We start from the raw sequence: 19,839 nt of genomic DNA, 5'->3' as shown, positions 1-19,839 counted from the left end.
TGCGTCCGTGCCGAAGATCGTGGACCGCGCCGAACGCCGTCGCGAGATCGCCGGCGCCCTCCTGCGCATCGTCGCGCGCGAAGGCGTCGAGGCCGTCAGCGTGCGCTCGGTCGCCGTCGAAGCAGGCGTGTCCGCGGGCGCGGTGCAGAAGTACTTCTCCACCAAGGAAGACCTGTTCCGCTTCGCCCTCGACATGACCAGCGAGTTCCTGGAGCAGCGCTGGAACACCCTCGACCAGTCCGGCGACCTGCTCGACCTCCTGCTGCGCTTGCTGGTCGAGGCGATGCCGCTCGACGAGCAGCGCCGCGCGGAGGTGATCGTCATCAACGCCTTCACCGCCCGCGCCGCCGTCCGGCCGTCGTGGGCCGAGTTCATCCGCACGGGCTACGACGAGCTCGTGGAGATCACGGCCCAGTACCTCTCGAAAGCACAGGCAGCGGGCCATGTGCGAGACGACCTCGCGGCGAGCGACCTGGCCGACGCCGTCCTCGCCCTGACCGACGGCTTCGCGAACCGGATGCTCACCGCCACCGACCCGGCCGCCCTCCTCCCTTCCCTCGAAACCTCCGTACGCACGCTCCTGACTCCCCGCATTTAGTCCTCTGGATGCGGTAGTTGCACGCGCAAGGACCACATCCAGAGGACTAAATGCGGGAGGGGGCGACACCGGTGTCCATCGATCGGTTGACAGCCGGGTTCAGTCCAGCGGACGTCCCGTGGACCCGCCCAGCGCAGCACGATCGAAGGTATGAAAACGGCAGTGAGAGTGCGCGGCCTGCGCAAGGAGTACCCGGGACACACCGCCGTCGGGGGCATCGACCTCGACATCGAGTCGGGCGAGGTATTCGCGCTGCTCGGTCCCAACGGGGCGGGCAAGACGACGACGGTCGAGATCCTGGAGGGCCACCGCAAACGGACCGACGGCGAGGTCGACGTGTTGGGCGAGGATCCCGGCACCGCCGGGCGCGCCTGGCGGGCGAAGCTCGGGATCGTGTTGCAGACGGCCAACGACGCCGCCGAGCTCACCGTCGCCGAGACGGTCCGGCATTTCGCCCGCTACTACCCGGATCCCCGCGACACCGAAGAGGTGATCGAGCAGGTCGGCCTGACCGAGAAGGCGGGCGCCCGCGTCAAAAGCCTTTCCGGCGGCCAACGACGTCGTGTGGACGTCGCGCTCGGCATCATCGGGCGGCCTGAACTCGTGTTCCTCGACGAGCCCACGACCGGCTTCGATCCGGCGGCCCGGCGCCAGTTCTGGGAGCTGATCAGGAGTCTCGCCCGCGAGGGCACCACGATCCTGCTCACCACCCACTATCTCGACGAGGCCGAGGCGCTGGCCGACCGCGTCGCGGTCATCACGCGCGGGGAGATCGTCGCCGAAGGGACGCCGCAGACGCTCGGCGGCCGGGCGACCGCGGAGGCCACCGTCCGCTGGACCGACGAGCGTGGCGGACACCAGGAGCGCACCCACTTCCCGGCCAAGCTGATCCGCGAGCTCTCCGCCGACGGCCGCGAGCCGTCGGAGCTGACCGTCCACCGCCCCACTCTCGAAGACACCTACCTCGACCTGATCGGAGAAGCCCGATGAGCACGCTGACCCTCCCGGGCACCCTCTCGCTCGGTCTGGTCCGGGGCGCCGCGGAGATCAAACAGTTCTTCCGCATCCGGGAGCAGGTGATCTTCACCTTCGCCTTCCCGTCACTGCTGATGATCCTGCTCGGCTCGATGCTGAACTCCTCGATGCCCGGTATGGCGATCACCACCGGTCAGGTGCTGGCCGCGGGCATGATCGGCTCCGGCATCGTCTCGACGTCCTTCACCAGCATCGGGATCAACCTCGCGTCCGATCGCGAGCTCGGGGCGCTGAAACGGCTGCGCGGCACGCCGATGCCCGCGGCGTCCTACTTCGTCGGCAAGATCATCCTGGTCGGCTTCACCAGCATCGCGCAGGTGGTGCTGATGTCGATCGTGGGCAGCCTGCTGTTCGATCTGGAACCGCCCACCGATCCGGCGAAACTGCTGACCGCGCTGTGGGTCTTCCTCCTGGGCATCACCAGCTGCACGTTGCTGGGTATCGCGATCGGCTCGGTCACCAGGACGGTCAGCGGCGCGGTCGCGGTGACCAACCTGATCTACATCGCGCTGCAGTTCGTCTCCGGGGTGTTCGTCACGCCGATCACCACTCTGCCGAAGGTTATGGTCGACATCGCTTCGTTCTTCCCGGTGAAGTGGATCTGCCAGGGCTTCCGCTCGGTGTTCCTGCCGGCCGAGGCCGCGACACAGGAGATGGCGGGAACATGGGAACTTCCGATGGTGGCACTGGTGCTGACGGCGTGGTGCGTCGCGGGGCTGCTGCTGGCGAAGCTGACGTTCCGCTGGTCGAACGAGGGCAGGTGAACGCCTGGGAGCGGTTCTACTGGCTCTGGGAAGTCCTGTTCGGGGTCACCTTCGTCGCGACGACGGCCTTGGTGGTTCTCGACGACGGGGCGGCGACGAACAGAACGGTCGCGCTCCTGTGCCTGGCAGGGCTCGGCGTGACCTACCTGGTCCGGGGACGCCGCCTCATCAAAGGCCCGGACTACGACCACACGCCACGGTTGTTCGCCGGGACGATGATGCTCTTCACGCTGGGCGCCGTCTTCGCCTCCGGCAACTCGAGCTTCATCCTCTTCCTGGTCTGCCCCGTGCTGTACATGACGATGCCGACGAAGGCCGCGTCGATCCTCACCACGGCGGCGGTGCTGTCGAGTCCCGCGTCCCTGCTCGTCCGGGGCGGGCTCGATGAGCAGCCGGTCCTGCTGCCGATGACGGCGATCCTGATCATCTTCAGCCTTCTCGCCGGCCGCTACACCACCCAGATCATCGAGCAGAGCAAGAGCAGGGCGGCGCTGATCGAACAGCTGAAAGCCAGCCAGGCGGAGGTTTCCCGGCTCTCGCGGGAGGCGGGGACGGCCGCCGAACGCGAGCGCATGGCCCGCGAGATCCACGACACGCTCGCGCAGGGTTTCACCAGCATCGTCACCCTCACCCAGGCGATAGAGTCCGAAATGGACACCGACCCGAAGGCCGCGCGCCGTCATCTGGAGCTCGCGGCCCGGACGGCGCGGGAGAACCTGGCGGAGGCGCGGGCGATGGTCGCGGCACAGGGGCCGTCGGCACTCGCCGCCACTTCACTGGAGGAAGCGTTGCGCCGTCAGGTGGAACGGCTGACCGAGGAGACCGGGATCGAGACGTCGATCGAGGTCGGCGGCCCGCTGCCCGCGCTCCCGATGGCCACCGAGGTCGTCCTGTTGCGAGGCGCGCAGGAGGCCTTGAGCAACATCCGCAAGCACTCCCGCGCCACCTCCGCCGCACTCCGGCTGTCCACTATGGACGGACGGGTCCAGCTCGCCGTGGCCGACGACGGCAGCGGATTCGACCCCGCGGCGCCCACCGGCGGCTTCGGCCTGGCGGGGATGCGGGCGCGCACCGATCAGGTCGGTGGCATCGTGACGTGCACGAGCGAACCCGGTGCGGGGACGACGCTGGAACTGGAGGTACCCGCGTGATCACGATCATGCTGGTCGACGATCACCCCGTGGTCCGGGAAGGTCTGCGCGGAATGCTGGAGGCCGAGCCGGATCTGAGCGTCGTCGGGGAAGCGGGTTCCGGCGACGAGGCCGTCGCGCTGAGCCGGATCAAGCAGCCCGACGTGATCCTGATGGATCTGCGGATGCCCGGTCTCGACGGCGTCGGCGCGACGCGGAAGATCCTCGCCGACCGGCCGGGCCAGCGGGTCGTCGTGCTCACCACCTACGAGACGGACGCGGACATCCTGCGCGCGGTCGAAGCCGGCGCCTCGGGCTACCTGCTGAAGGACGCTTCGCGCGCGGAGCTGGCCGGTGCGATTCGTGCCGCGTCGCGCGGCGAGACGGTCTTGGCGCCTTCGGTGGCTGGGAAGCTGGTGAACCGCGTGCGCAACCCGACGACATCGCCGTTGTCGGCGCGCGAGATCGAAGTGCTCCGGCTGGTGGCGCGGGGAAGCACGAACGCCGAGATCGGCCGGGCGCTCCACATCAGCGAGGCGACGGTCAAGACCCACCTGCTGCGCGTGTTCGGCAAACTGGACGTTTCGGACCGCACGGCCGCGGTGACCACCGCTATGCGACTGGGCCTGCTCGGGTAGGCAGAATGCGTCCCATGCTTGCCTCGACCGAATTGGCGCTGCTCCGCCGCCTCGCGCACGAGCAATCCTCGTGCCGCGCCCCGTCCATCGTCGCCGCCGTCGTCCGCGACGGGGAACTCGCCTGGTCAGGAGGGCGCGGACGCGTCGACGGCGAGACACCCGGCGCCGACACGCAGTACCGGCTCGGCTCGATCACCAAGACACTCGTCGCGACGGCCGTCATGCGGCTGCGCGACGAAGGCAAGCTCGACCTCAACGACCCGCTGGAGCGGCACCTGCCGGGTACCGCGTTCGGCTCGGCCACCATCGCGCAGCTGCTGTCGCACACCTCGGGCCTGACCGCGGAATCGCCCGGCTCCTGGTGGGAGCGCACGGTCGGCGCCGACTGGAACGCGCTGGTCGAGAGCCTCAAGGACGGTGCGACGCGGCTGCGTCCGGGCAGCAAATTCCACTACAGCAACGTCGGCTACGGCGTGCTCGGCGAGCTGGTCGCCCGGCATCGTGGGCAGTCCTGGCTCGACGTCATCCGCGCCGAAATCCTCGGCCCGCTCGGCATGACCAGGACGTCGCCGCATCCCGAAGGCGCGCACGCGAGCGGATTCGCGGTGCATCCCTTCGCCGATCTCCTCATGCCGGAGCCGTCTCCGGACGCGGGCGCGATGGCGCCCGCCGGGCAGCTGTGGTCGACGGCCACCGACCTCGCCCGCTGGACGGCGTTCCTCGGCGGGCACACCGGCGGCGTGCTGAGCGAGCAGACCGTCGCGGAGATGCGCGAGATGGTCACCGTGGACGACGGTGACGCCTGGACCACCGGGTTCGGCCTCGGCGTCATGCTGGTCCGCACGGAGGGCAGGCGGCTGGCCGGGCACACCGGGTCGATGCCGGGGTTCCTTGCCTGCTCCCTGGTCGACGCGAACGCGGGCATCGGCGCGCTGGTGCTGACGAACTCGACGGCGGGCGTCGGCATCACGCAGCTCTGCCTCGACCTGATGAAGCTGACCGAACAGCACGAGCCCGCCATGCCCGCGGAATGGCAACCGTCCACAGTGGACCCGAAGCTCCTGGAGCTGACCGGTTTGTGGCACTGGGGCCCGACTCCGTACCACCTGCGGTTGCTCCCCGGCGGCCTGTTCTCCCTCGCGCCGACCGACGGCCCCGGCCGCGCGTCGCGGTTCGCACCGGTGGGCGAAGACACCTGGGTCGGCCTCGACGCCTACTACGCGGGCGAAACGCTGCGGGTCGGGCGGGACTCGGCGGGGAAGCCGAACCACCTCGACCTCGCGACGTTCATCTTCTCGCGGACCCCGTTCGACCCGGCCGCGCCCATCCCGGGCGGTGTCGACCCCGAGGGCTGGCGCTAACGGAAGCGGATGGCGGCGGTCGTGAACTCGCGGCCGCCGTCGGCGCACACCAGGACATCGCCGTAGCGGGCATCGCCGACGACCCACATCCGGCGCGGTCCGCGCAGCGATTCGGCGAGTTCGTCCGGGCAGTCGTCGATGACGAACTTCGCCGGGTCGCCGTCGAGGACGGCCCATCCGCGCGCGGTTCCGGTATCCGGGTCCAGCGTGGCGGTGGACAGCGCCCAGGGTCCGAGCACGACGTCGAGGACATGTTCACGACGGCGGATCGTGTACCGCAGCGCCGCCCACCACTGGCGGATCCTCGGCGAGGACCTCTCCCCGGGGAGGTCTCCGTGCATCCAGGACGGCAGGCCGGGGACGAACACGAGCACGAGCGCGCCCACGAAACCGACGATCGCGCCGATGGTGGCGGTGTCGTCCCAGTCGCGGAAGATCCAGTGCCCGCCGAGCCCGAGGAAGTACAGGAGCAGGAAACCCCATCTGGGTCTCCACGGATCGGGCATCAGGCCGCCGGGGTGTGCCCGACCGCCGCGCCGACGGCCGCGATGAACTTGCGGGCGATGCGCTTGCCCTCGCCCCAGTCGACGAAGCCGAACTTCAAGCTCGTCTGGATCGCCAGGCCGGAGCCCTCCGTCGTCCGCTCCACCTTCACGGTGACCGTCTGCCCGTAGCTGAAGAAGCCGAGCTTGGTCGAGAAGGTGACGTACCCGGCCGCGGCGTCGTAGTAGGGGACCTGCCCCTTGACCGCGTCGACCCCGTTCGGGAGGGCCTGCCACAACGCCTCGGGGGGAACGGGGAATCGTTCGTGCACTGTCGCCATGAGGCGAGAAGCTACCCGGCGGTCGGCGACGGCGGGAGCCGGTCCGCCGATCCCACATTCCGGACTCGCGGCACCGATTGTCAGCAGGGGCATCCCGACCTGAGAGACTGGGCACATGACCGACGCACCTGAGTTGACCCTCCCCGCGGACCTGAAGCCTGCCGATGGCCGCTTCGGCTGCGGACCGTCCAAGGTCCGTGACGAGCAGCTCGCCAACCTGGCGAAATCCGGTGCCACCTACCTCGGCACCTCGCACCGTCAGAAGCCGGTGAAGTCCCTCGTCGGCCGCGTGCGTGCGGGTCTGTCCGAATTGTTCTCCCTGCCCGACGGCTACGAAGTGGTCCTCGGCAACGGCGGGACGACCGCATTCTGGGACGCCGCCGCGTTCGGGCTCGTGCGGGAACGTGCGCAGCACTTCACCTACGGCGAGTTCTCCTCGAAGTTCGCCACGGTGACCAAGGGCGCCCCGTTCCTCGCCGACCCGATCGTCGTCAAGGCCGACCCGGGCAGCGCTCCCGAGATCGCCTACGAGGCCGGTGCCGACCTGGTCGGCTGGGCGCACAACGAGACGTCGACCGGTGTCGCGGTGCCCGTGCGCCGCCCCGAAGGCAGTGAAGGCGCCCTCGTCGCCATCGACGCCACCTCCGGCGCGGGCGGCCTGCCGGTCAAGGCCGAGGACTTCGACGTCTACTACTTCGCGCCCCAGAAGTCCTTCGCCTCCGACGGTGGCCTCTGGATCGCGCTGGCCTCGCCGGCCGCGGTCGAGCGCATCGGCGAGATCGGCGCGAGCGACCGCTGGATCCCCGAGTTCCTGTCGCTGACCACGGCGCTCGACAACTCCCGCAAGGACCAGACTTACAACACCCCGGCGGTGTCGACGCTGTTCCTGCTGGCCGACCAGATCGAGTGGATGAACTCGAACGGTGGCCTGGAGTGGACGACCTCGCGCACCCGCGACTCGTCGACCCGGCTGTACGAATGGGCCGAGAAGACCAGCTACACGACGCCGTTCGTCAGCGACCCGTCGCTGCGCTCGCAGGTCGTCGGCACCATCGACTTCGCCGACGAGGTGGACGCCGCCGCGGTGGCGAAGGTGCTGCGCGCCAACGGGATCGTCGACACCGAGCCGTACCGGAAGCTCGGCCGCAACCAGCTGCGCGTCGGCCTGTTCCCGGCCATCGACCCGGACGACATCACAAAGCTGACCCAGAGCATCGAGTACGTCGTCGAGCGCCTGGGCTAAGTCTCCTTTCGCGCGTGAAGGCCCCCTTCCCTCGGCTGAGCCGAGGGAAGGGGGCCTTCACGCGCTACCAGGGCGAAAAAGAGCAGCAGCACAAGGCCGTACAGCACGAAGGATTCCGTCGCCAGCCACCAGCCGAAGCTCCCCGCGGGCCGCGGAGCGAGCCACATCGGCGCGATCACGAACAGCGCGACCGTCACGGCCGCGAGCGCGTACGAAACGACCGAGCGCGTCCAGATGAGCAGCGCGAGGATCGGCACGCACCAGATCCAGTGGTGCGTCCAGGACACCGGCGACACCAGCAACCCGCCGATCGCGCAGGCGGTCAGCGCGAACACCGGCTCCGCGACGCGCACGATCACGAACGCGGTCAGCGCGACCACGGCGACCGAGGCCAGCACCCAGGCGATGTCCTCCGCCGAGCCGAGCCCGAACCGCGCGAGCATCCCGCGCAGCGACTGGTTGCCGACGTAACCGCGATCGCCGATCCGGCCGGTGTCGAAGAGGATGTTCGTCCAGAACTTCGCGGACGCCCCCGGCGCGACCAGGAACATCAGCCCGCCCACGCCGACGAATCCGGCCACGACCCGGGCCGCGGAGCGGAAATCCTTGCGGAGCAAGAAGAACAGGATGAAGAACGCCGGGGTCAGCTTGATCGCCGCGGCGACGCCGATCAGCAGTCCCTTCGTGCGGGCGCGGCCTGGGAGCAGCGCGTCGAGGACGACCAGCAGCATCAGCAGGGTGTTCACCTGGCCGAAGCCGAGCGTCGAGCGGACCGGCTCCATGATCCCGCCGACGGCCTGTGCCCCGATCGCCGCCAGGACGGCGATGGCGCGGCCACGGACGTTCGCACGATCGGTGAGCGAGCCGTTGAGCGTCGCCACGAAGAGGTAGACGACGATGCCGCCCGCGATGATCGACGCGAGCCCGACCAGTCTCGTGGCCAGCGCGGCGGACAGGAGCGTGCCGGGCAGGAACACCGCGGCCGCGAACGGCGTGTAGGTGAAGGGCAGCCAGCCCCCGTGTGTCTGCACCCACGCCCCGTACGGGTCACCCGAGTCGAGAAGCAGCCGCGCACCGCCGATGTAGACCTCGAGGTCCTGGCCGTCGAACACCTTGAGGGTGAAGAGCACGCCGACCACGACCACTTCGAGCGCGATCAACGCCCCCGCGAGTTTCCGCCCCGACAATCCCACCAGCACCCGGCGAGATTACCCACCGCTACTCCGCGTCCAGTCCTCTGGATGCGGTGAACCACCGCATCCAGAGGACGAAACGCGAGCTAGGCGAGGGCCTGGGTGGGCGGGAGCCGCGCCGCGCGCATCGCCGGATAGGCGCCGGCGACGGCACCGACCAGCGCCGAGATCCCGACCCCGCCGAGCAGGGCGCCGACGGGGAGCACCGCCGGCCACCCTTGGCTCAACGCGTACCCCGACGTCACCAGCACCCCGACCAGCACCCCGGCGATCCCACCGAGCCCGGACAACAGCACCGACTCGGCCAGGAACTGGCCTCTCACCTGCCGTTTCGTCGCGCCGAGCGCGCGACGGAGGCCGATCTCCCGGCGCCGCTCCAGCACCGAGATCACCATCGTGTTGGCCACCCCGACGCCGCCGACCAGCAGCGCCACCCCGCCGAGTCCGAGGAACAGCGCGCTGTAGGTGTTCTCCGTCAGCTTCTGCGCCTCCAGCGCCTCCGACGGACGACGGACCTCGACCTCGTTCGGCGCCTCCGGGTTCATCGTCTGCGCGAGCACCGACCGCACGTTCTCGACCTGCGAGTCCTTCGCCCGCACGTACACCGTCGTCGGATGCCCCTTGAAGCCGAGGAGCCGCTTGGCCGCGTCCCAGCCGACCAGCACCGAACGCTCGATCTCGGGCGCCAGCGGCGTCGGCCCGAGGATGCCGCCCACGGTGAACCACTTCCCGTCGATGAACACCTGCGGTGGCTTGGCCGGGTCGATGCGGTCGATCCCGAGCCGCGCGGCCGCGACCGAACCCAGCACGACGACCGGGTAGTCGCGCGTGGCGTCCCGCAGGAACTGCCCTTCGCGGACGGCGCCGCCGATGACGTCGAGGAGTTCCGGCGTCGCCGCGTAGACGCCGAGGCCGGACGTCTCGTCCTTGTCGATCTTGTCCGTGCGCCGCACGGTCGCGCCGGTGGTGCCGGTCGCGGACGCCGCAGTCACCGGCGCGATCCGCTTCGCCATCGGCACCGCGCTGTCCGGCAGGGTGGCGTCGCCGCCGAACAACGTCTTGCCCGGCCCCGCGGTGAGCAGGTTGGTGCCCAGCGCGGCCAGCTGGTCTTGCAACGCCTTCGCGCCCGACGCCGGGATCGCGAGCACAGCCACCATCGCGGCGATCCCGATCCCGATGCCGAGCGCGGACAGCACCGCCCGCATCGGCCGTGTCCGCATCCCGTGCGCGCCGAGGCTCAGCACGTCACGCGGGCCGAGCCGGGCCGGATCCGGCGTCTTGCCGAGGACGGGTGCGCTCACACCAGCACCCCCGTCCCGGTGTCGAGCCGGATCCGGCCGTCCCGCAGCTCGATCCGCCGCGGGATACCCGCCGCGATCTCCCGGTCGTGCGTGATGATCACGACCGTCGTCCCCTGCGAACTCAGCGTGGCCAGCAGGTTCAGGATCGCCGCGCCGTTGCCCGTGTCGAGGTTCCCGGTCGGCTCGTCGGCCAGCAGGATCGACGGCGAGTTGACGACCGCCCGCGCGATCGCCACCCGCTGCCGTTCCCCGCCGGAGAGCTCGTTCGGGAAATGGGCCGCGCGATGCGCGAGACCCACCCGGTCGAGCGCGGCCAGCGCCCGCTCACGCCGCTTCCGCCGCGGCACCCCCGCGTACAGCAGCCCCGTCGCGACGTTGTCGACCGCGCTCACCCCCTCGCTGAGGAAGAACTGCTGGAACACGAACCCGATCCACCGCGACCGCAACGCCGAAAGCTTGCGATCGGGCAGTTTCGCCACGTCGTGCCCGCGCAGTTCGATGACGCCGCTGGTCGGCCGGTCGAGCGTGCCCATCAGCTGCAGCAGCGTCGACTTGCCGGAACCGGACGGCCCCAGGATGGCGACCATCTCCCTGTCCTCGATGGACAAAGTCACTTCGTGCAGGGCGCGCACGCCGCCGGGATAGGTGCGCGAGGCGTTGCGCACGGCCAGCACCGGGGTCATGACGTCGTCACCACCCGCATCCCGGCGGCGAGGCCGGTGCCGCTGACTTCGACGCGACCGCCGGAGAACAGGCCGGTCTTCACCGCGACGAGACGGCGTTGGCCGTTTTCGTCGACCTCGACGGCGTATCCGCCTTCGGCGAGCGCGAGCAGCGCCCCGACCGGGACCGCCAGCACTCCACTGTGGACTTCCTTGGTGAAGCGCACCGAGACGGGCGTCGAATCGAGGGACCCCGCCGCGGCCGGATCTTCCAGCTTGATCTTCACCTTGATCTTCGGCTTGCCGTCGTCCTGCCCGGCGCCGTCCTTGCCGGTTTCCGCGACCTTGCCGACCTCGGTGATCACGCCGGTCGTGGTCTTGCCGCCGGTGATGTCGACCCCGACCTTGTCCCCTTCCTTCGCGATCGCCTGTTTGGCGGCGTCGAGCTTGACCTCGACGAGGCGCTCGGTGCCGGTGTACTTCAGGAGTTCGCCACCGCCGGGGCCGCCGAGCTGCGCGGCGACCTGCGAAACCCGGATCTCGCCGGGCGCGAGGACGACGTCGCCCTGCCCGAACGCGCCGGTCTGCTCCAGGCCCAGCGACTTCTGCCATTTCTTGAGCGCGGCGGCGGTGGCGGAGGTGAACTTCTTGTCCGGGGTGCCGAAACCGCCGAAACCGAGCGCCTTCAGGTTCTCTTCCAGCTGCTTGACGTCCGGGCCGTCCGCGGCCCCGTCCGCGAGGTCACGGAAGAACGGCAGCGTGCCGTAGAACAACGGCACCGGCTTGGCGTCGACGCCGTACACGGTCTTCCCCCGGGTGTACACCGCACCGGTGTCCGGCAGGGAGGTGACGGTGCCCTGTTTACGGCCGGCGAGAGCGTTTTCCTCGCCGTAGCCCAAGGTTCCGTTCGCCTCTTCCTCCTCCTGCAGGTCGGTCTTCTCGATCTGCGCGGTCTCCACCGGCGGGGGTGCCTGCCCGACCTGCTGGGCCTCCGACGTGACCCTGGTCAGCACGACCACGGACATCGTCCCGGCCACGACGACGAGGACCGCCGCGATGATGAACCAGCGTGCCCGGCGCGACCGCCGTGCACCGCCGGGTCCTTCGTGTTCGCTCATTTCGCCGGAGCCGCCCTCATGGTCATGCCCAGACCGCAGGCCTTCGCCGCTTCTTCGAACTTCTTGGGGTCGCCGCCCGCGTCCAGCGTCATGGCGGCGCCCTTTCCACTGGGATCGGGATCCGGGAAGTCGATGCCGTGCTCGCGCATGCACTTGGCTTCCTTGCGCAACTTGTCGAGTTCTTCGGGCGTGGGCGGCTTGATCTCGCCGCCGTTCGGCAGCAGCTTCCGGCACGCGTCGCTCGCGGCCTTCATCTTGTTCTCGTCGCGCCCGACCTCGCCCGCCTCGATGGAGATCGAGCCCTGCCCATCCCCGTTGGTCTGGGGATCCGGCATGTCGACGCCGTGCTCCCGCATGCACTTCGCGAAGTTGCGCATCTTGTCCTCGTCGGACACGTTGTCCGCCTGCTTCCCGTCACCCGCTCCGGCGGCGGGCGGGGAAGAGATCGACGCGACCTTGTCGCCGCCGTCCCCGCCACCACCGCAGCCGGCCACCAGCGCGAAGACCGCTCCGGCGATCAGCACCGCCATGGGTCGTTTCCGCATCGCTGCTCCTTCGGTCGTCTTGGCGTCCCGATTTCTACGGAGCGAGCGATTCCGGGGCGGTAAGCGATGTTGCTTATGCCGCGCTTACCGTCCCGATCAGCGGAACAGAGGTCTGATCTATCCGCCGTCTTTCCGGGTGAAATAGGCACTCAGACAGCCTTTCGGAGGTTCACATCCGACCTTTGACCTCTTAGAGTCCCCGGCGTCCACACCTCAGCGAGGAGGAGTGCATGAATCGCCGCAAGCCACTCCGGGCCCTGGCGGCCCTCGTCATCGCGACCACCGCACTGGGCGTCGCGCCCGCCGCGGAAGCCGCGCCACTCCCGTCCGACCACGCCTACGACGACCCGTTCACCGCCGAGCGGACGCGCTGGTGGCGCGACGACCGGTTCGGCCAGTTCATCCACTTCGGCGCGTACTCCCAGCTGCAGGGGAAGTACACCCGCCCCGACGGAAGCGTTTGCCAGGACGCCGAGTGGATCCAGCGGAACTGCCAGATCCCACGCGCCGAATACGAGCAGATCGCCGCGAAGTTCAACCCGGCCGGTTTCGACGCGAACGCCATCGCGCAGTCGGCGAAGGACGCCGGGCAGAAGTACGTGGTGATCACGTCGAAGCACCACGAGGGCTACGCGATGTGGCCGACGAAGGTCAACAAGTTCAACCTCCGCGACCACTCTTCGTTCGACAAGAAACGCGACATCCTCGCCGAACTGAAACGCGCGACCGCCGCGCGCGACGTCAAACTCGGCTTCTACTACTCGATCTGGGATTGGCACGATCCGGACTTCCCCGATCCCGCGACGTTCCCGAAATACAAGGAACGGATGTACGCCCAGCTCAAGGAACTCGTCGACAACTACCGCCCGGCGGTGCTGTGGTTCGACGGCGAATGGAGCACCGACCGGCCGAACAACCCGTGGACGGAAAGGGACGGCGAGGAGTTGGAGGCCTACGTCCGCAGCCTCGATCCGTCCATTGTGGTCAACAACCGCGTCGGCAAACGGCGAGTGGTCGACGGCGACACCGGAACGCCCGAACAGGAGATCCCGGACAAGCCGGTCGACGGGCAGCTGTGGGAGTCGTGCATGACCCTCAACGGCAGCTGGGGTTACACGGACTGGGACCACAACTGGAAGTCGTCGGCGGATCTGACCAGGAAGCTGCTTTCGATCGCCGGCCGGAGCGGGAACTTCCTGCTCAACGTCGGCCCCGATCGCAACGGCCGCGTGCCGCGGGAATCCATCGACAGGCTGAAGCAGATGGGCCAGTGGCTGCGCACGAACGGTCACTCCGCCGCCGTCTACGGGGCGGGTGCGCCGGGGCTGGTCGCCGAACCGGGTTGGGGCGTCGTCAGCCGTCGCGGTGACAAGCTCTACGCGTCGGTGTTCGACTGGCCTGCCGCGGGCGGCTCGCTGACGCTCGACGCGTTGGCACCCTTCCGGGTTCGCGAGGCGCGGGTGCTCGGCAGCCATCAGCGCGTGCGGGTCGAGCAGACATCCGGAAGCGTGAAGCTCACGCCGTCGGGCAACCGGACGAACGACATCGCGACCGTCATCGAACTGAGCGTCGATCCGCTGCCGCAGGCGCCGGCCGGCCGGGGGACGGGGCTGGCCGCCGAGTACTGGCCGAACGCGGACTTCACCGGGACACCGACGGTGCGCCGGATCGAGCCGGGAGTGAACCACAACTGGAAGTTCACCGGCTCGCCGGACGCGAAGATCCCGGCGGAGACCTTCTCCTCGCGCTGGACCGGGCAGGTCACCGCGCGGGACACCGGGAAGTACACGTTCACCACGGTTTCGGACGACACCGTGCGGCTGTGGGTCGACGGGAAACTCCTGATCGACAACACCGTCCCGCACGGCCCGAGTGTCGACAAAGCGACTCTCGACCTGGTCGCCGGACGGTCGTACGCGATCCGGCTGGCACACACCGAGCGCGGCGGCGAGGCGTCGATGAAGCTGCTGTGGTCCAGCCCGAACACACCACAGCAGGTGATCCCGGCGCGGCAGCTGCACCCGGCCGGATAACGCGTGCTTGAAGCCGTAACTCGCGTGATTGGAGCCGGATCACGCAGTTACGGCTTCAAGCACGTGAGTTACGGCTCCACGCACGCGAGGTACGCCTTCGACCGCCGCCCCGTCGGCGGATCCACACACTCGCCGGAGCCGGTGGTGTCGCGAAAGCCACTTTCGGGACATCTGACGTCTCCAAAGTGGCTTTCGCGGCACCACGGACCGGCGCGCCTTGACATGAAAGGGACTTTCGCAACCCGGTCGGTGGATCCACGCAGAGACGAGCACCGAGCAAGGCCCGGGTGTCGCGAAGGGGACTTTCCTCGTCCGATGCGGGGAAGGCTCCCTTCACCTGGGCCCCGCAGCGCGAAGCGACGTTGCGAAAGCCACTTTCGCAACGTTCAAGGTTGCGAAAGTGGCTTTCGCAACCCCGGGCCGCCACCCGGTCGGCTGAGCCGCGCTTATCCCCCGCTTACCCCCATCCGGGGCAGACTGGCCAGGTGAGAGTGCTGGTGGTGGAAGACGAGCGGCTCCTGGCGGACACGATCGCCGAGGGCCTGCGACGGTTCTCCATGGCCGTCGACGTCTGCTACGACGGCGCGCAGGCCCTGGACCGGGTGGGGGTGCACGGCTACGACGTCGTCGTGCTCGACCGGGATCTCCCCGTCGTGCACGGCGACGAGGTCTGCGCCGCGGTGATCGGCACCGGCGGCGAGGCGCGGGTCCTCATGCTGACGGCCGCGGCCGACGTCAACGACCGCGTCGCCGGGCTCGGCCTCGGCGCCGACGACTACTTGACGAAACCGTTCGCGTTCGCCGAACTCGTCGCGCGGGTGCAGGCGCTGTCGCGGCGCGCCCGGCCGGCGCTGCCACCGGTACTGGAACGCGGCGGCGTCGTCCTCGACCTGCCCCGGCACCAGGCGTCCCGCGACGGCCGGTTCCTTCCCTTGTCCCCCAAGGAGTTCGCGGTACTGGAGGTGCTCATGCGCGCCGAAGGGACCGTCGTCAGCGCGGAAGACCTGCTGGAGAAGGCGTGGGACGAACACGCCGACCCGTTCACGAACGCCGTCCGGGTGGCGATGATGACGTTGCGGCGCAAACTCGGTGAACCGCCGCTGATCGAGACCGTGCCCGGAGCCGGTTACCGGTTCGGGTCGTGAAACCGCTCCGGCTCTCCGTCCGCACCAAGCTGACGGCGCTCTACGGCGGCGCGTTCCTGATCGTCGGGCTCGCCCTGCTGATCGTCAACTACCTGCTGGTGAGCTCGACCCTTCCGGACACGACAGCCTTCGCGAGCGACGCCGCGGGCCTCGCGGTCCAGCGCGCGTATCCCCTGGACACCACGACCATCCTGCCCGTGGAGCGCGCTCAAGCCACCCAGCTGGTCGCGACCTCGATCACCGAATACCGGTCGGACGTCCTGTCGACCCTGCTGTGGCAATCGCTGGTCGCACTGGCGATCGCAGGCGCGCTCGCGGTACTGCTCGGCTGGCTGATGGCGAGCCGCGTGTTGCGACCGCTGCACGCGATCACCTCCACCGCGCGGAAACTCGAGGTCGAAAACCTGGACCGGCGCATCGACCTCGACGGTCCCGACGACGAACTCAAGGAACTGGCCGACACGTTCGACGGCATGCTCGACCGGCTCGCCGTGTCGTTCGACAGTCAGAAACGCTTCGTCGCCAACGCCTCCCACGAACTGCGGACCCCGCTCGCGGTGCAGCGCACGCTGGTCGAGGTGGCGATGGCCGATCCCGACGCGAGCCCCGAGGTCCGGAAACTCGGCGAACACCTGATCTACACCAACGAACGCAGCGAACGGATGATCGAGGGCCTGCTCGTCCTCGCTCGCAGTGACCGCGGCCTGGCCGCGCGCGGCCCCGTCCGGCTGGACGAGGTCGCGGCGACGGTGATCCGCTCGGCGTCGGCCATCGCCGAGGAAGCGGGCGTCACGGTGGAGTCGCGGCTGCGGCCGCGGACGGTGTCCGGGGATCCCGTGCTGCTGGAGCGACTGGTCACGAACCTGGTGCACAACGCCATCACCTACAACCACCAGGGCGGCTGGGTCCACGTCGACATCGGCGCCGATCCGGCGCTGGTGGTGCGCAACACCGGCCCGCGGGTGCCGCTGGACGCCGTGCCCGCGCTGTTCGAACCGTTCCGGCGGCTCTCGGGCGACCGCACCGGCGACTCCCGCAACGCCGGGCTGGGCCTGTCGATCGTCCGGTCCATCGCGAAGGCGCACGGCGGGACCGCGGGCGCGGAACCCGGCGGCCGCGGCGGCGGACTGGTCGTCCGGGTGCGGCTGCCGTAGATTCCCCCGATCGTGACTGTGCGTGTCCGGCGCGTCACGCGGCGGACGGCGCGTCGCTCCCGCAGAATTCCCCTTGCCGTCATGAACAAAATAGTGAGCAGGACACATGACATCGGCGCGCCTCACACGTCAAGGCGACGCGCCGTTTTAACGTGGACACCCACAATGGTGAAGAATCGGGGAGGCGAGAATGCGAGCGCTACGGGTGGTCGGGCTGCACGAGGACGGTAAGTCCATCGTGTGCGAAGACCCGGCGAGCCGCACGCGCTTCCTGCTCCCCGCGGATGAGAGGCTGCGAGCGGCGGCGAGGGGTGACATCACCCGCCTCGGCCAGATCGAAATCGAGTTGGAGAGCCAAATGCGGCCACGCGAGATCCAGGCACGAATCCGGGCCGGTGAGTCCGTGGAGCAGGTCGCGAGCAGCGCCGGCGTCACCGTGCAGCGCGTCGAGCGGTTCGCGTACCCCGTCCTGCTCGAACGATCCCGCACCGCCGAACTGGCCCAGCGGGCGCATCCGGTCCGCGAAGACGGCCCCGACGTCCAAACGCTCGGCGAGGTCGTGGCGCACTCCTTCGGGCAGCGCGGCCATGACTACAGCCAGGCGACCTGGGACTCCTGGCGAGGCGACGACGGCAAATGGGTCGTCGTGCTGAGCTGGAAGGCGGGCCGCTCGGACAACCGCGCGCACTGGTCGTTCGCGCCCGGCGCGCACGGCGGCACCGTGCAAGCCCTCGACGAGAACGCCGAAGTCCTGCTCAACCCCAACGCCTACCGTGCCCCGCGCACCGTCCGGGCATTGGAACCCGGCAGGGACGCGGTCGTCCAGCCCACCCTCGATTCGGTTCCGGACGAGCCGGTCGCGAAGGTGATCGACGCGCCGATAGCCGAGCCCGAAGAAGATGCCGAGCCACCACTTCCGGCTGACGAGCCGGCGGAAGTGGCCGAACCCGCTCCACGGGCGAAGGGGAAGAAGAACCACCCCATCGTTCCATCCTGGGAAGACGTCCTTCTGGGCGTCCGATCACAACGAGGTTGAATCCGCACGTAGTGGCCCCTTCCGGTGGAGGGGCCATTACGTGCGTCCGGGGACCTGCGCGATCAGGGATTTCGGCGCCACGAGGCAATACGCGTCGGTGACGATCTGTCCGATCTCGGCCCAGTCGACGTCGGTGTCCAGCCGCACCCCGAGCCACCCCCGATGCCCGACGTACGGCGGCCGGAAGAACCGTTCCGGCTCGGCGCCCACGAGTTCCTCCTGCGCCCCGGGCGGCGCCGGGCACCAGAAGGCGACCTTGTCGTCGTGATGACGGTCGGCGTACATGACGAACGTCTTCTTCCCGCGCACGAACCATGTCGGCTCGCCGTGACTGAGCCGCTCGGAGACTTCCGGCAGCGCGAGACACAGCCTTCTGAGTGAATCCAGCGGGTCACCGGTCATGGGGCTCAGTATCGTCCCGGCATCCTCGCCGCCGAGGGGGATTCATGCAGGATTGGTACGCACGCGCTGTCCGTTTGCGTTTCCAGGTTTCACCGGAACGCCGTACGCGCATGTCTCACCGATGGAATGGCGGATCGATCCCGGCGCTCTCCGCGGTATCGCCCAAAGCCGCGGCTACCTCGAACACCGTTTTCGATCTCTAGAAGACGACGACCAGCACGCCGATCCACGCGATCACGATCCCCGCGGCCGCGCCGAAGGCGGCCCAGCGCACGATCGGCACCCGACGCGCGAGCCACAGCGACGGCGTGATCCCGGCGGTCACGACGGCCGACGCGAGCAGCGCGAGCCAGCCGTTGGTCTCCCGCGCGAGGGTGTTCGCCAGTGCCAGCATCGCCACGACGACCAAGGCCGCGGCGAACGCGGAGACGGTCAGCCCGGTCAGCCACGGGGTCGGTTCCCCAGCGGGGTCCGGCGTGCCGAAGAGCCGCCGCGCGAGTTCGTTGCGGGGTGTGGGTGCGGGCGGGTCGATGATGACGCGGTCGCCGGAGACCGGATCGACGAACCGCACCGACGTGCCCATCGTGGCGGCGACCCGCTGGGCGAGCTGGCGGCCTCGCTGCGAAACCACGGAAGCCGCCTCGGTGCCGGAGCCGCCGACGGCGGAGGCGACCCGGGCCCATTCGTGCAACGCCTGCGCGAGATCCGAACCGATCGCGAGTGAATGCGGGTCCACCTCGCGCGCGCTTTCGCCGCCAGGACCGGCCAGCACCGCGCGTCCCTCACGGATCCGCAATTCCATGGTTCTCCTTGTGATCGCCCGGGTGCTCACGATAGCGGTGGACGCGTCTCGTAGAACGCGATCGCGCCCGCCGTGGCGACATTCAGCGAATCGACGCCTTCCGGCATCGGGATCCGCACCGCGACGTCGGCGGCGGCGATGGCCTCCTCGGTCAGGCCCGGCCCTTCGGCGCCCAGCATCAGCGCGACCTTCTCCGGTGTCTGGTCCCGCAACTGGCGCAGCGAAACGGAATCCGCACGAGGAGTGAGGGCAGCGATGCGGAAACCGCGTTCCCGCAGCAGTTCGAGGCCGCCTGGCCAGGATCCGAAGGTCGCGAACGGCACGCGCAGGACGTGCCCCATCGAGACGCGGACGCTGCGCCGGTACAGCGGGTCCGAGCAGCCGGCGCCGAGCAGGACCCCGTCGACGCCGAGCGCGGCCGCGTTGCGGAACAGCGAACCGAGATTCTCGTGGTCACCGACGCCTTCGAGTACCGCGAGCACCCGCGCGCCGTCGATGACCTCTTCCACCGCCGGCGGCGGAGACGGCCGGTCCGCGACGGCCAGGATGCCGCGATTCAGGTGGAATCCGACCACCTCGGCCATCGTTTCGGCCGAAGTCACGTATCCGGGGACGTCGACACGGTCCAGGTCGCCGCCCAGTTCGTGGAATCGCCGTTCCACCCCGAGCAGGGAACGGACCGGATAGCGGGACTTGAGCAGGCGCTCGACCACGACGGTGCCCTCGGCGATCACAAAGCCACGCCCACCCGGCCTATCGGGACGCCGATCGGCTGTGGACAAGTCGCGGAAATCGTCGAGCCGCGGGTCGTCACGGTCGTCGATGGTGATCAGTTCTGCCACCAGGAGAGTGTGTC

Annotated in this window: 21 protein-coding genes; 11 read left to right on the top strand and 10 right to left on the bottom strand. The window is 69.3% G+C overall.

Going from position 1 to position 19,839, the window contains the following annotated elements; translation table 11 throughout:
* The first annotated feature begins 7 nt into the window (after positions 1-7).
* From NQK81_RS29365 to NQK81_RS29340, 6 genes are all read left to right on the top strand, one after another.
* On the top strand, positions 8-598 hold the full coding sequence (locus NQK81_RS29365; protein ID WP_257484080.1) for a TetR/AcrR family transcriptional regulator: 591 nt from the start codon (positions 8-10) through the stop codon (positions 596-598).
* A 150-nt stretch (positions 599-748) separates the two neighbouring features.
* A complete protein-coding gene (locus NQK81_RS29360) occupies positions 749-1,588 on the top strand; it encodes an ABC transporter ATP-binding protein (protein WP_257484079.1) in 840 nt (279 codons plus the stop codon).
* A complete protein-coding gene (locus NQK81_RS29355; RefSeq protein WP_257484078.1) occupies positions 1,585-2,397 on the top strand; it encodes an ABC transporter permease in 813 nt (270 codons plus the stop codon). The genes NQK81_RS29360 and NQK81_RS29355 overlap by 4 nt, the downstream gene beginning before the upstream one ends.
* Complete coding sequence (locus NQK81_RS29350) at positions 2,394-3,548, top strand: sensor histidine kinase (RefSeq protein WP_257484077.1); 1,155 nt, start codon at positions 2,394-2,396, stop codon at positions 3,546-3,548. The genes NQK81_RS29355 and NQK81_RS29350 overlap by 4 nt, the downstream gene beginning before the upstream one ends.
* Entirely contained in the window at positions 3,545-4,165 is a 621-nt protein-coding gene (locus NQK81_RS29345) for a response regulator (RefSeq protein WP_257484076.1), read from the top strand. The genes NQK81_RS29350 and NQK81_RS29345 overlap by 4 nt, the downstream gene beginning before the upstream one ends.
* A 14-nt stretch (positions 4,166-4,179) precedes the next feature.
* Positions 4,180-5,526, top strand: coding sequence for a serine hydrolase domain-containing protein (locus NQK81_RS29340; protein WP_126730475.1), 1,347 nt, complete (start codon positions 4,180-4,182; stop codon positions 5,524-5,526).
* Here the strand turns inward: NQK81_RS29340 and NQK81_RS29335 are convergent.
* Positions 5,523-6,032 (bottom strand): hypothetical protein, encoded by a 510-nt coding sequence (locus NQK81_RS29335; protein WP_257484075.1) that lies wholly within the window; start codon positions 6,030-6,032, stop codon positions 5,523-5,525. The two genes, NQK81_RS29340 and NQK81_RS29335, sit on opposite strands and share 4 nt — an antisense overlap.
* Complete coding sequence (locus NQK81_RS29330) at positions 6,032-6,349, bottom strand: hypothetical protein (protein ID WP_192743760.1); 318 nt, start codon at positions 6,347-6,349, stop codon at positions 6,032-6,034. The genes NQK81_RS29335 and NQK81_RS29330 overlap by 1 nt, the downstream gene beginning before the upstream one ends.
* Before the next feature lie 115 nt (positions 6,350-6,464).
* Here NQK81_RS29330 and serC point away from each other — a divergent pair, with 115 nt between their 5' ends.
* Positions 6,465-7,592: a phosphoserine transaminase gene (gene serC / locus NQK81_RS29325; protein ID WP_257484074.1), complete on the top strand. Its 1,128-nt coding sequence runs from the start codon at positions 6,465-6,467 to the stop codon at positions 7,590-7,592.
* On the opposite strand, the gene NQK81_RS29320 is transcribed toward serC, so the two are convergent.
* The 5 genes from NQK81_RS29320 to NQK81_RS29300 form a co-directional block, all read right to left on the bottom strand.
* Positions 7,589-8,791: a glycosyltransferase 87 family protein gene (locus tag NQK81_RS29320; protein ID WP_257484073.1), complete on the bottom strand. Its 1,203-nt coding sequence runs from the start codon at positions 8,789-8,791 to the stop codon at positions 7,589-7,591. The two genes, serC and NQK81_RS29320, sit on opposite strands and share 4 nt — an antisense overlap.
* An 80-nt stretch (positions 8,792-8,871) precedes the next feature.
* Positions 8,872-10,086 (bottom strand): ABC transporter permease, encoded by a 1,215-nt coding sequence (locus NQK81_RS29315; RefSeq protein WP_257484072.1) that lies wholly within the window; start codon positions 10,084-10,086, stop codon positions 8,872-8,874.
* The gene (locus NQK81_RS29310) at positions 10,083-10,769 is read right to left on the bottom strand and encodes an ABC transporter ATP-binding protein (protein WP_257484071.1); all 687 of its coding nucleotides are present in this window, start codon (positions 10,767-10,769) and stop codon (positions 10,083-10,085) included. Before NQK81_RS29310 ends, NQK81_RS29315 begins: the two co-directional genes overlap by 4 nt.
* Entirely contained in the window at positions 10,766-11,866 is a 1,101-nt protein-coding gene (locus NQK81_RS29305) for a peptidoglycan-binding protein (protein WP_257484070.1), read from the bottom strand. Before NQK81_RS29305 ends, NQK81_RS29310 begins: the two co-directional genes overlap by 4 nt.
* Positions 11,863-12,411 carry a hypothetical protein gene (locus NQK81_RS29300; protein ID WP_257484069.1) on the bottom strand — a complete coding sequence of 183 codons (549 nt, stop codon included), beginning with the start codon at positions 12,409-12,411 and terminating at the stop codon, positions 11,863-11,865. Before NQK81_RS29300 ends, NQK81_RS29305 begins: the two co-directional genes overlap by 4 nt.
* Before the next feature lie 230 nt (positions 12,412-12,641).
* On the opposite strand from NQK81_RS29300, the gene NQK81_RS29295 reads away from it, so the two are divergent.
* From NQK81_RS29295 to sepH, 4 genes are all read left to right on the top strand, one after another.
* Positions 12,642-14,444 carry an alpha-L-fucosidase gene (locus NQK81_RS29295; RefSeq protein ID WP_257484068.1) on the top strand — a complete coding sequence of 601 codons (1,803 nt, stop codon included), beginning with the start codon at positions 12,642-12,644 and terminating at the stop codon, positions 14,442-14,444.
* A gap of 485 nt (positions 14,445-14,929) precedes the next feature.
* Positions 14,930-15,589: a response regulator transcription factor gene (locus tag NQK81_RS29290; protein WP_126730462.1), complete on the top strand. Its 660-nt coding sequence runs from the start codon at positions 14,930-14,932 to the stop codon at positions 15,587-15,589.
* On the top strand, positions 15,586-16,743 hold the full coding sequence (locus NQK81_RS29285) for an ATP-binding protein (RefSeq protein ID WP_257484067.1): 1,158 nt from the start codon (positions 15,586-15,588) through the stop codon (positions 16,741-16,743). Before NQK81_RS29290 ends, NQK81_RS29285 begins: the two co-directional genes overlap by 4 nt.
* A 190-nt stretch (positions 16,744-16,933) precedes the next feature.
* Positions 16,934-17,779: a septation protein SepH gene (gene sepH, locus NQK81_RS29280; RefSeq protein ID WP_126730459.1), complete on the top strand. Its 846-nt coding sequence runs from the start codon at positions 16,934-16,936 to the stop codon at positions 17,777-17,779.
* Between the two features lie 36 nt (positions 17,780-17,815).
* Here the strand turns inward: sepH and NQK81_RS29275 are convergent, their stop codons facing one another.
* The 3 genes from NQK81_RS29275 to NQK81_RS29265 all read right to left on the bottom strand — a co-directional run bounded on the left by NQK81_RS29275 (position 17,816) and on the right by NQK81_RS29265 (position 19,825).
* A complete protein-coding gene (locus tag NQK81_RS29275; protein WP_257484066.1) occupies positions 17,816-18,181 on the bottom strand; it encodes an MmcQ/YjbR family DNA-binding protein in 366 nt (121 codons plus the stop codon).
* A 199-nt stretch (positions 18,182-18,380) separates the two neighbouring features.
* On the bottom strand, positions 18,381-18,983 hold the full coding sequence (locus NQK81_RS29270) for a DUF2537 domain-containing protein (protein ID WP_126730456.1): 603 nt from the start codon (positions 18,981-18,983) through the stop codon (positions 18,381-18,383).
* Between the two features lie 26 nt (positions 18,984-19,009).
* Positions 19,010-19,825, bottom strand: coding sequence for a TrmH family RNA methyltransferase (locus tag NQK81_RS29265; protein ID WP_257484065.1), 816 nt, complete (start codon positions 19,823-19,825; stop codon positions 19,010-19,012).
* Positions 19,826-19,839: the final 14 nt, after the last annotated feature.

It is taken from the genome of Amycolatopsis roodepoortensis, assembly GCF_024628825.1.
Taxonomy (GTDB): Bacteria; Actinomycetota; Actinomycetes; order Mycobacteriales; family Pseudonocardiaceae; genus Amycolatopsis; species Amycolatopsis roodepoortensis.
Note: the sequence above shows the minus strand (reverse complement) of the source record. Positions and strands in the feature narration are given on the sequence as shown.

Coding starts and splice junctions, on each gene's coding strand:
- NQK81_RS29360 (WP_257484079.1), top strand. CDS start 749: ATGAAAACGGCAGTGAGAGTGCGCGGCCTGCGCAAGGAGTACCCGGGA.
- NQK81_RS29355 (WP_257484078.1), top strand. CDS start 1,585: ATGAGCACGCTGACCCTCCCGGGCACCCTCTCGCTCGGTCTGGTCCGG.
- NQK81_RS29340 (WP_126730475.1), top strand. CDS start 4,180: ATGCTTGCCTCGACCGAATTGGCGCTGCTCCGCCGCCTCGCGCACGAG.
- NQK81_RS29335 (WP_257484075.1), bottom strand. CDS start 6,032: ATGCCCGATCCGTGGAGACCCAGATGGGGTTTCCTGCTCCTGTACTTC.
- NQK81_RS29330 (WP_192743760.1), bottom strand. CDS start 6,349: ATGGCGACAGTGCACGAACGATTCCCCGTTCCCCCCGAGGCGTTGTGG.
- serC (WP_257484074.1), top strand. CDS start 6,465: ATGACCGACGCACCTGAGTTGACCCTCCCCGCGGACCTGAAGCCTGCC.
- NQK81_RS29310 (WP_257484071.1), bottom strand. CDS start 10,769: ATGACCCCGGTGCTGGCCGTGCGCAACGCCTCGCGCACCTATCCCGGC.
- NQK81_RS29305 (WP_257484070.1), bottom strand. CDS start 11,866: ATGAGCGAACACGAAGGACCCGGCGGTGCACGGCGGTCGCGCCGGGCA.
- NQK81_RS29300 (WP_257484069.1), bottom strand. CDS start 12,411: ATGCGGAAACGACCCATGGCGGTGCTGATCGCCGGAGCGGTCTTCGCG.
- NQK81_RS29295 (WP_257484068.1), top strand. CDS start 12,642: ATGAATCGCCGCAAGCCACTCCGGGCCCTGGCGGCCCTCGTCATCGCG.
- sepH (WP_126730459.1), top strand. CDS start 16,934: ATGCGAGCGCTACGGGTGGTCGGGCTGCACGAGGACGGTAAGTCCATC.
- NQK81_RS29275 (WP_257484066.1), bottom strand. CDS start 18,181: ATGACCGGTGACCCGCTGGATTCACTCAGAAGGCTGTGTCTCGCGCTG.
- NQK81_RS29270 (WP_126730456.1), bottom strand. CDS start 18,983: ATGGAATTGCGGATCCGTGAGGGACGCGCGGTGCTGGCCGGTCCTGGC.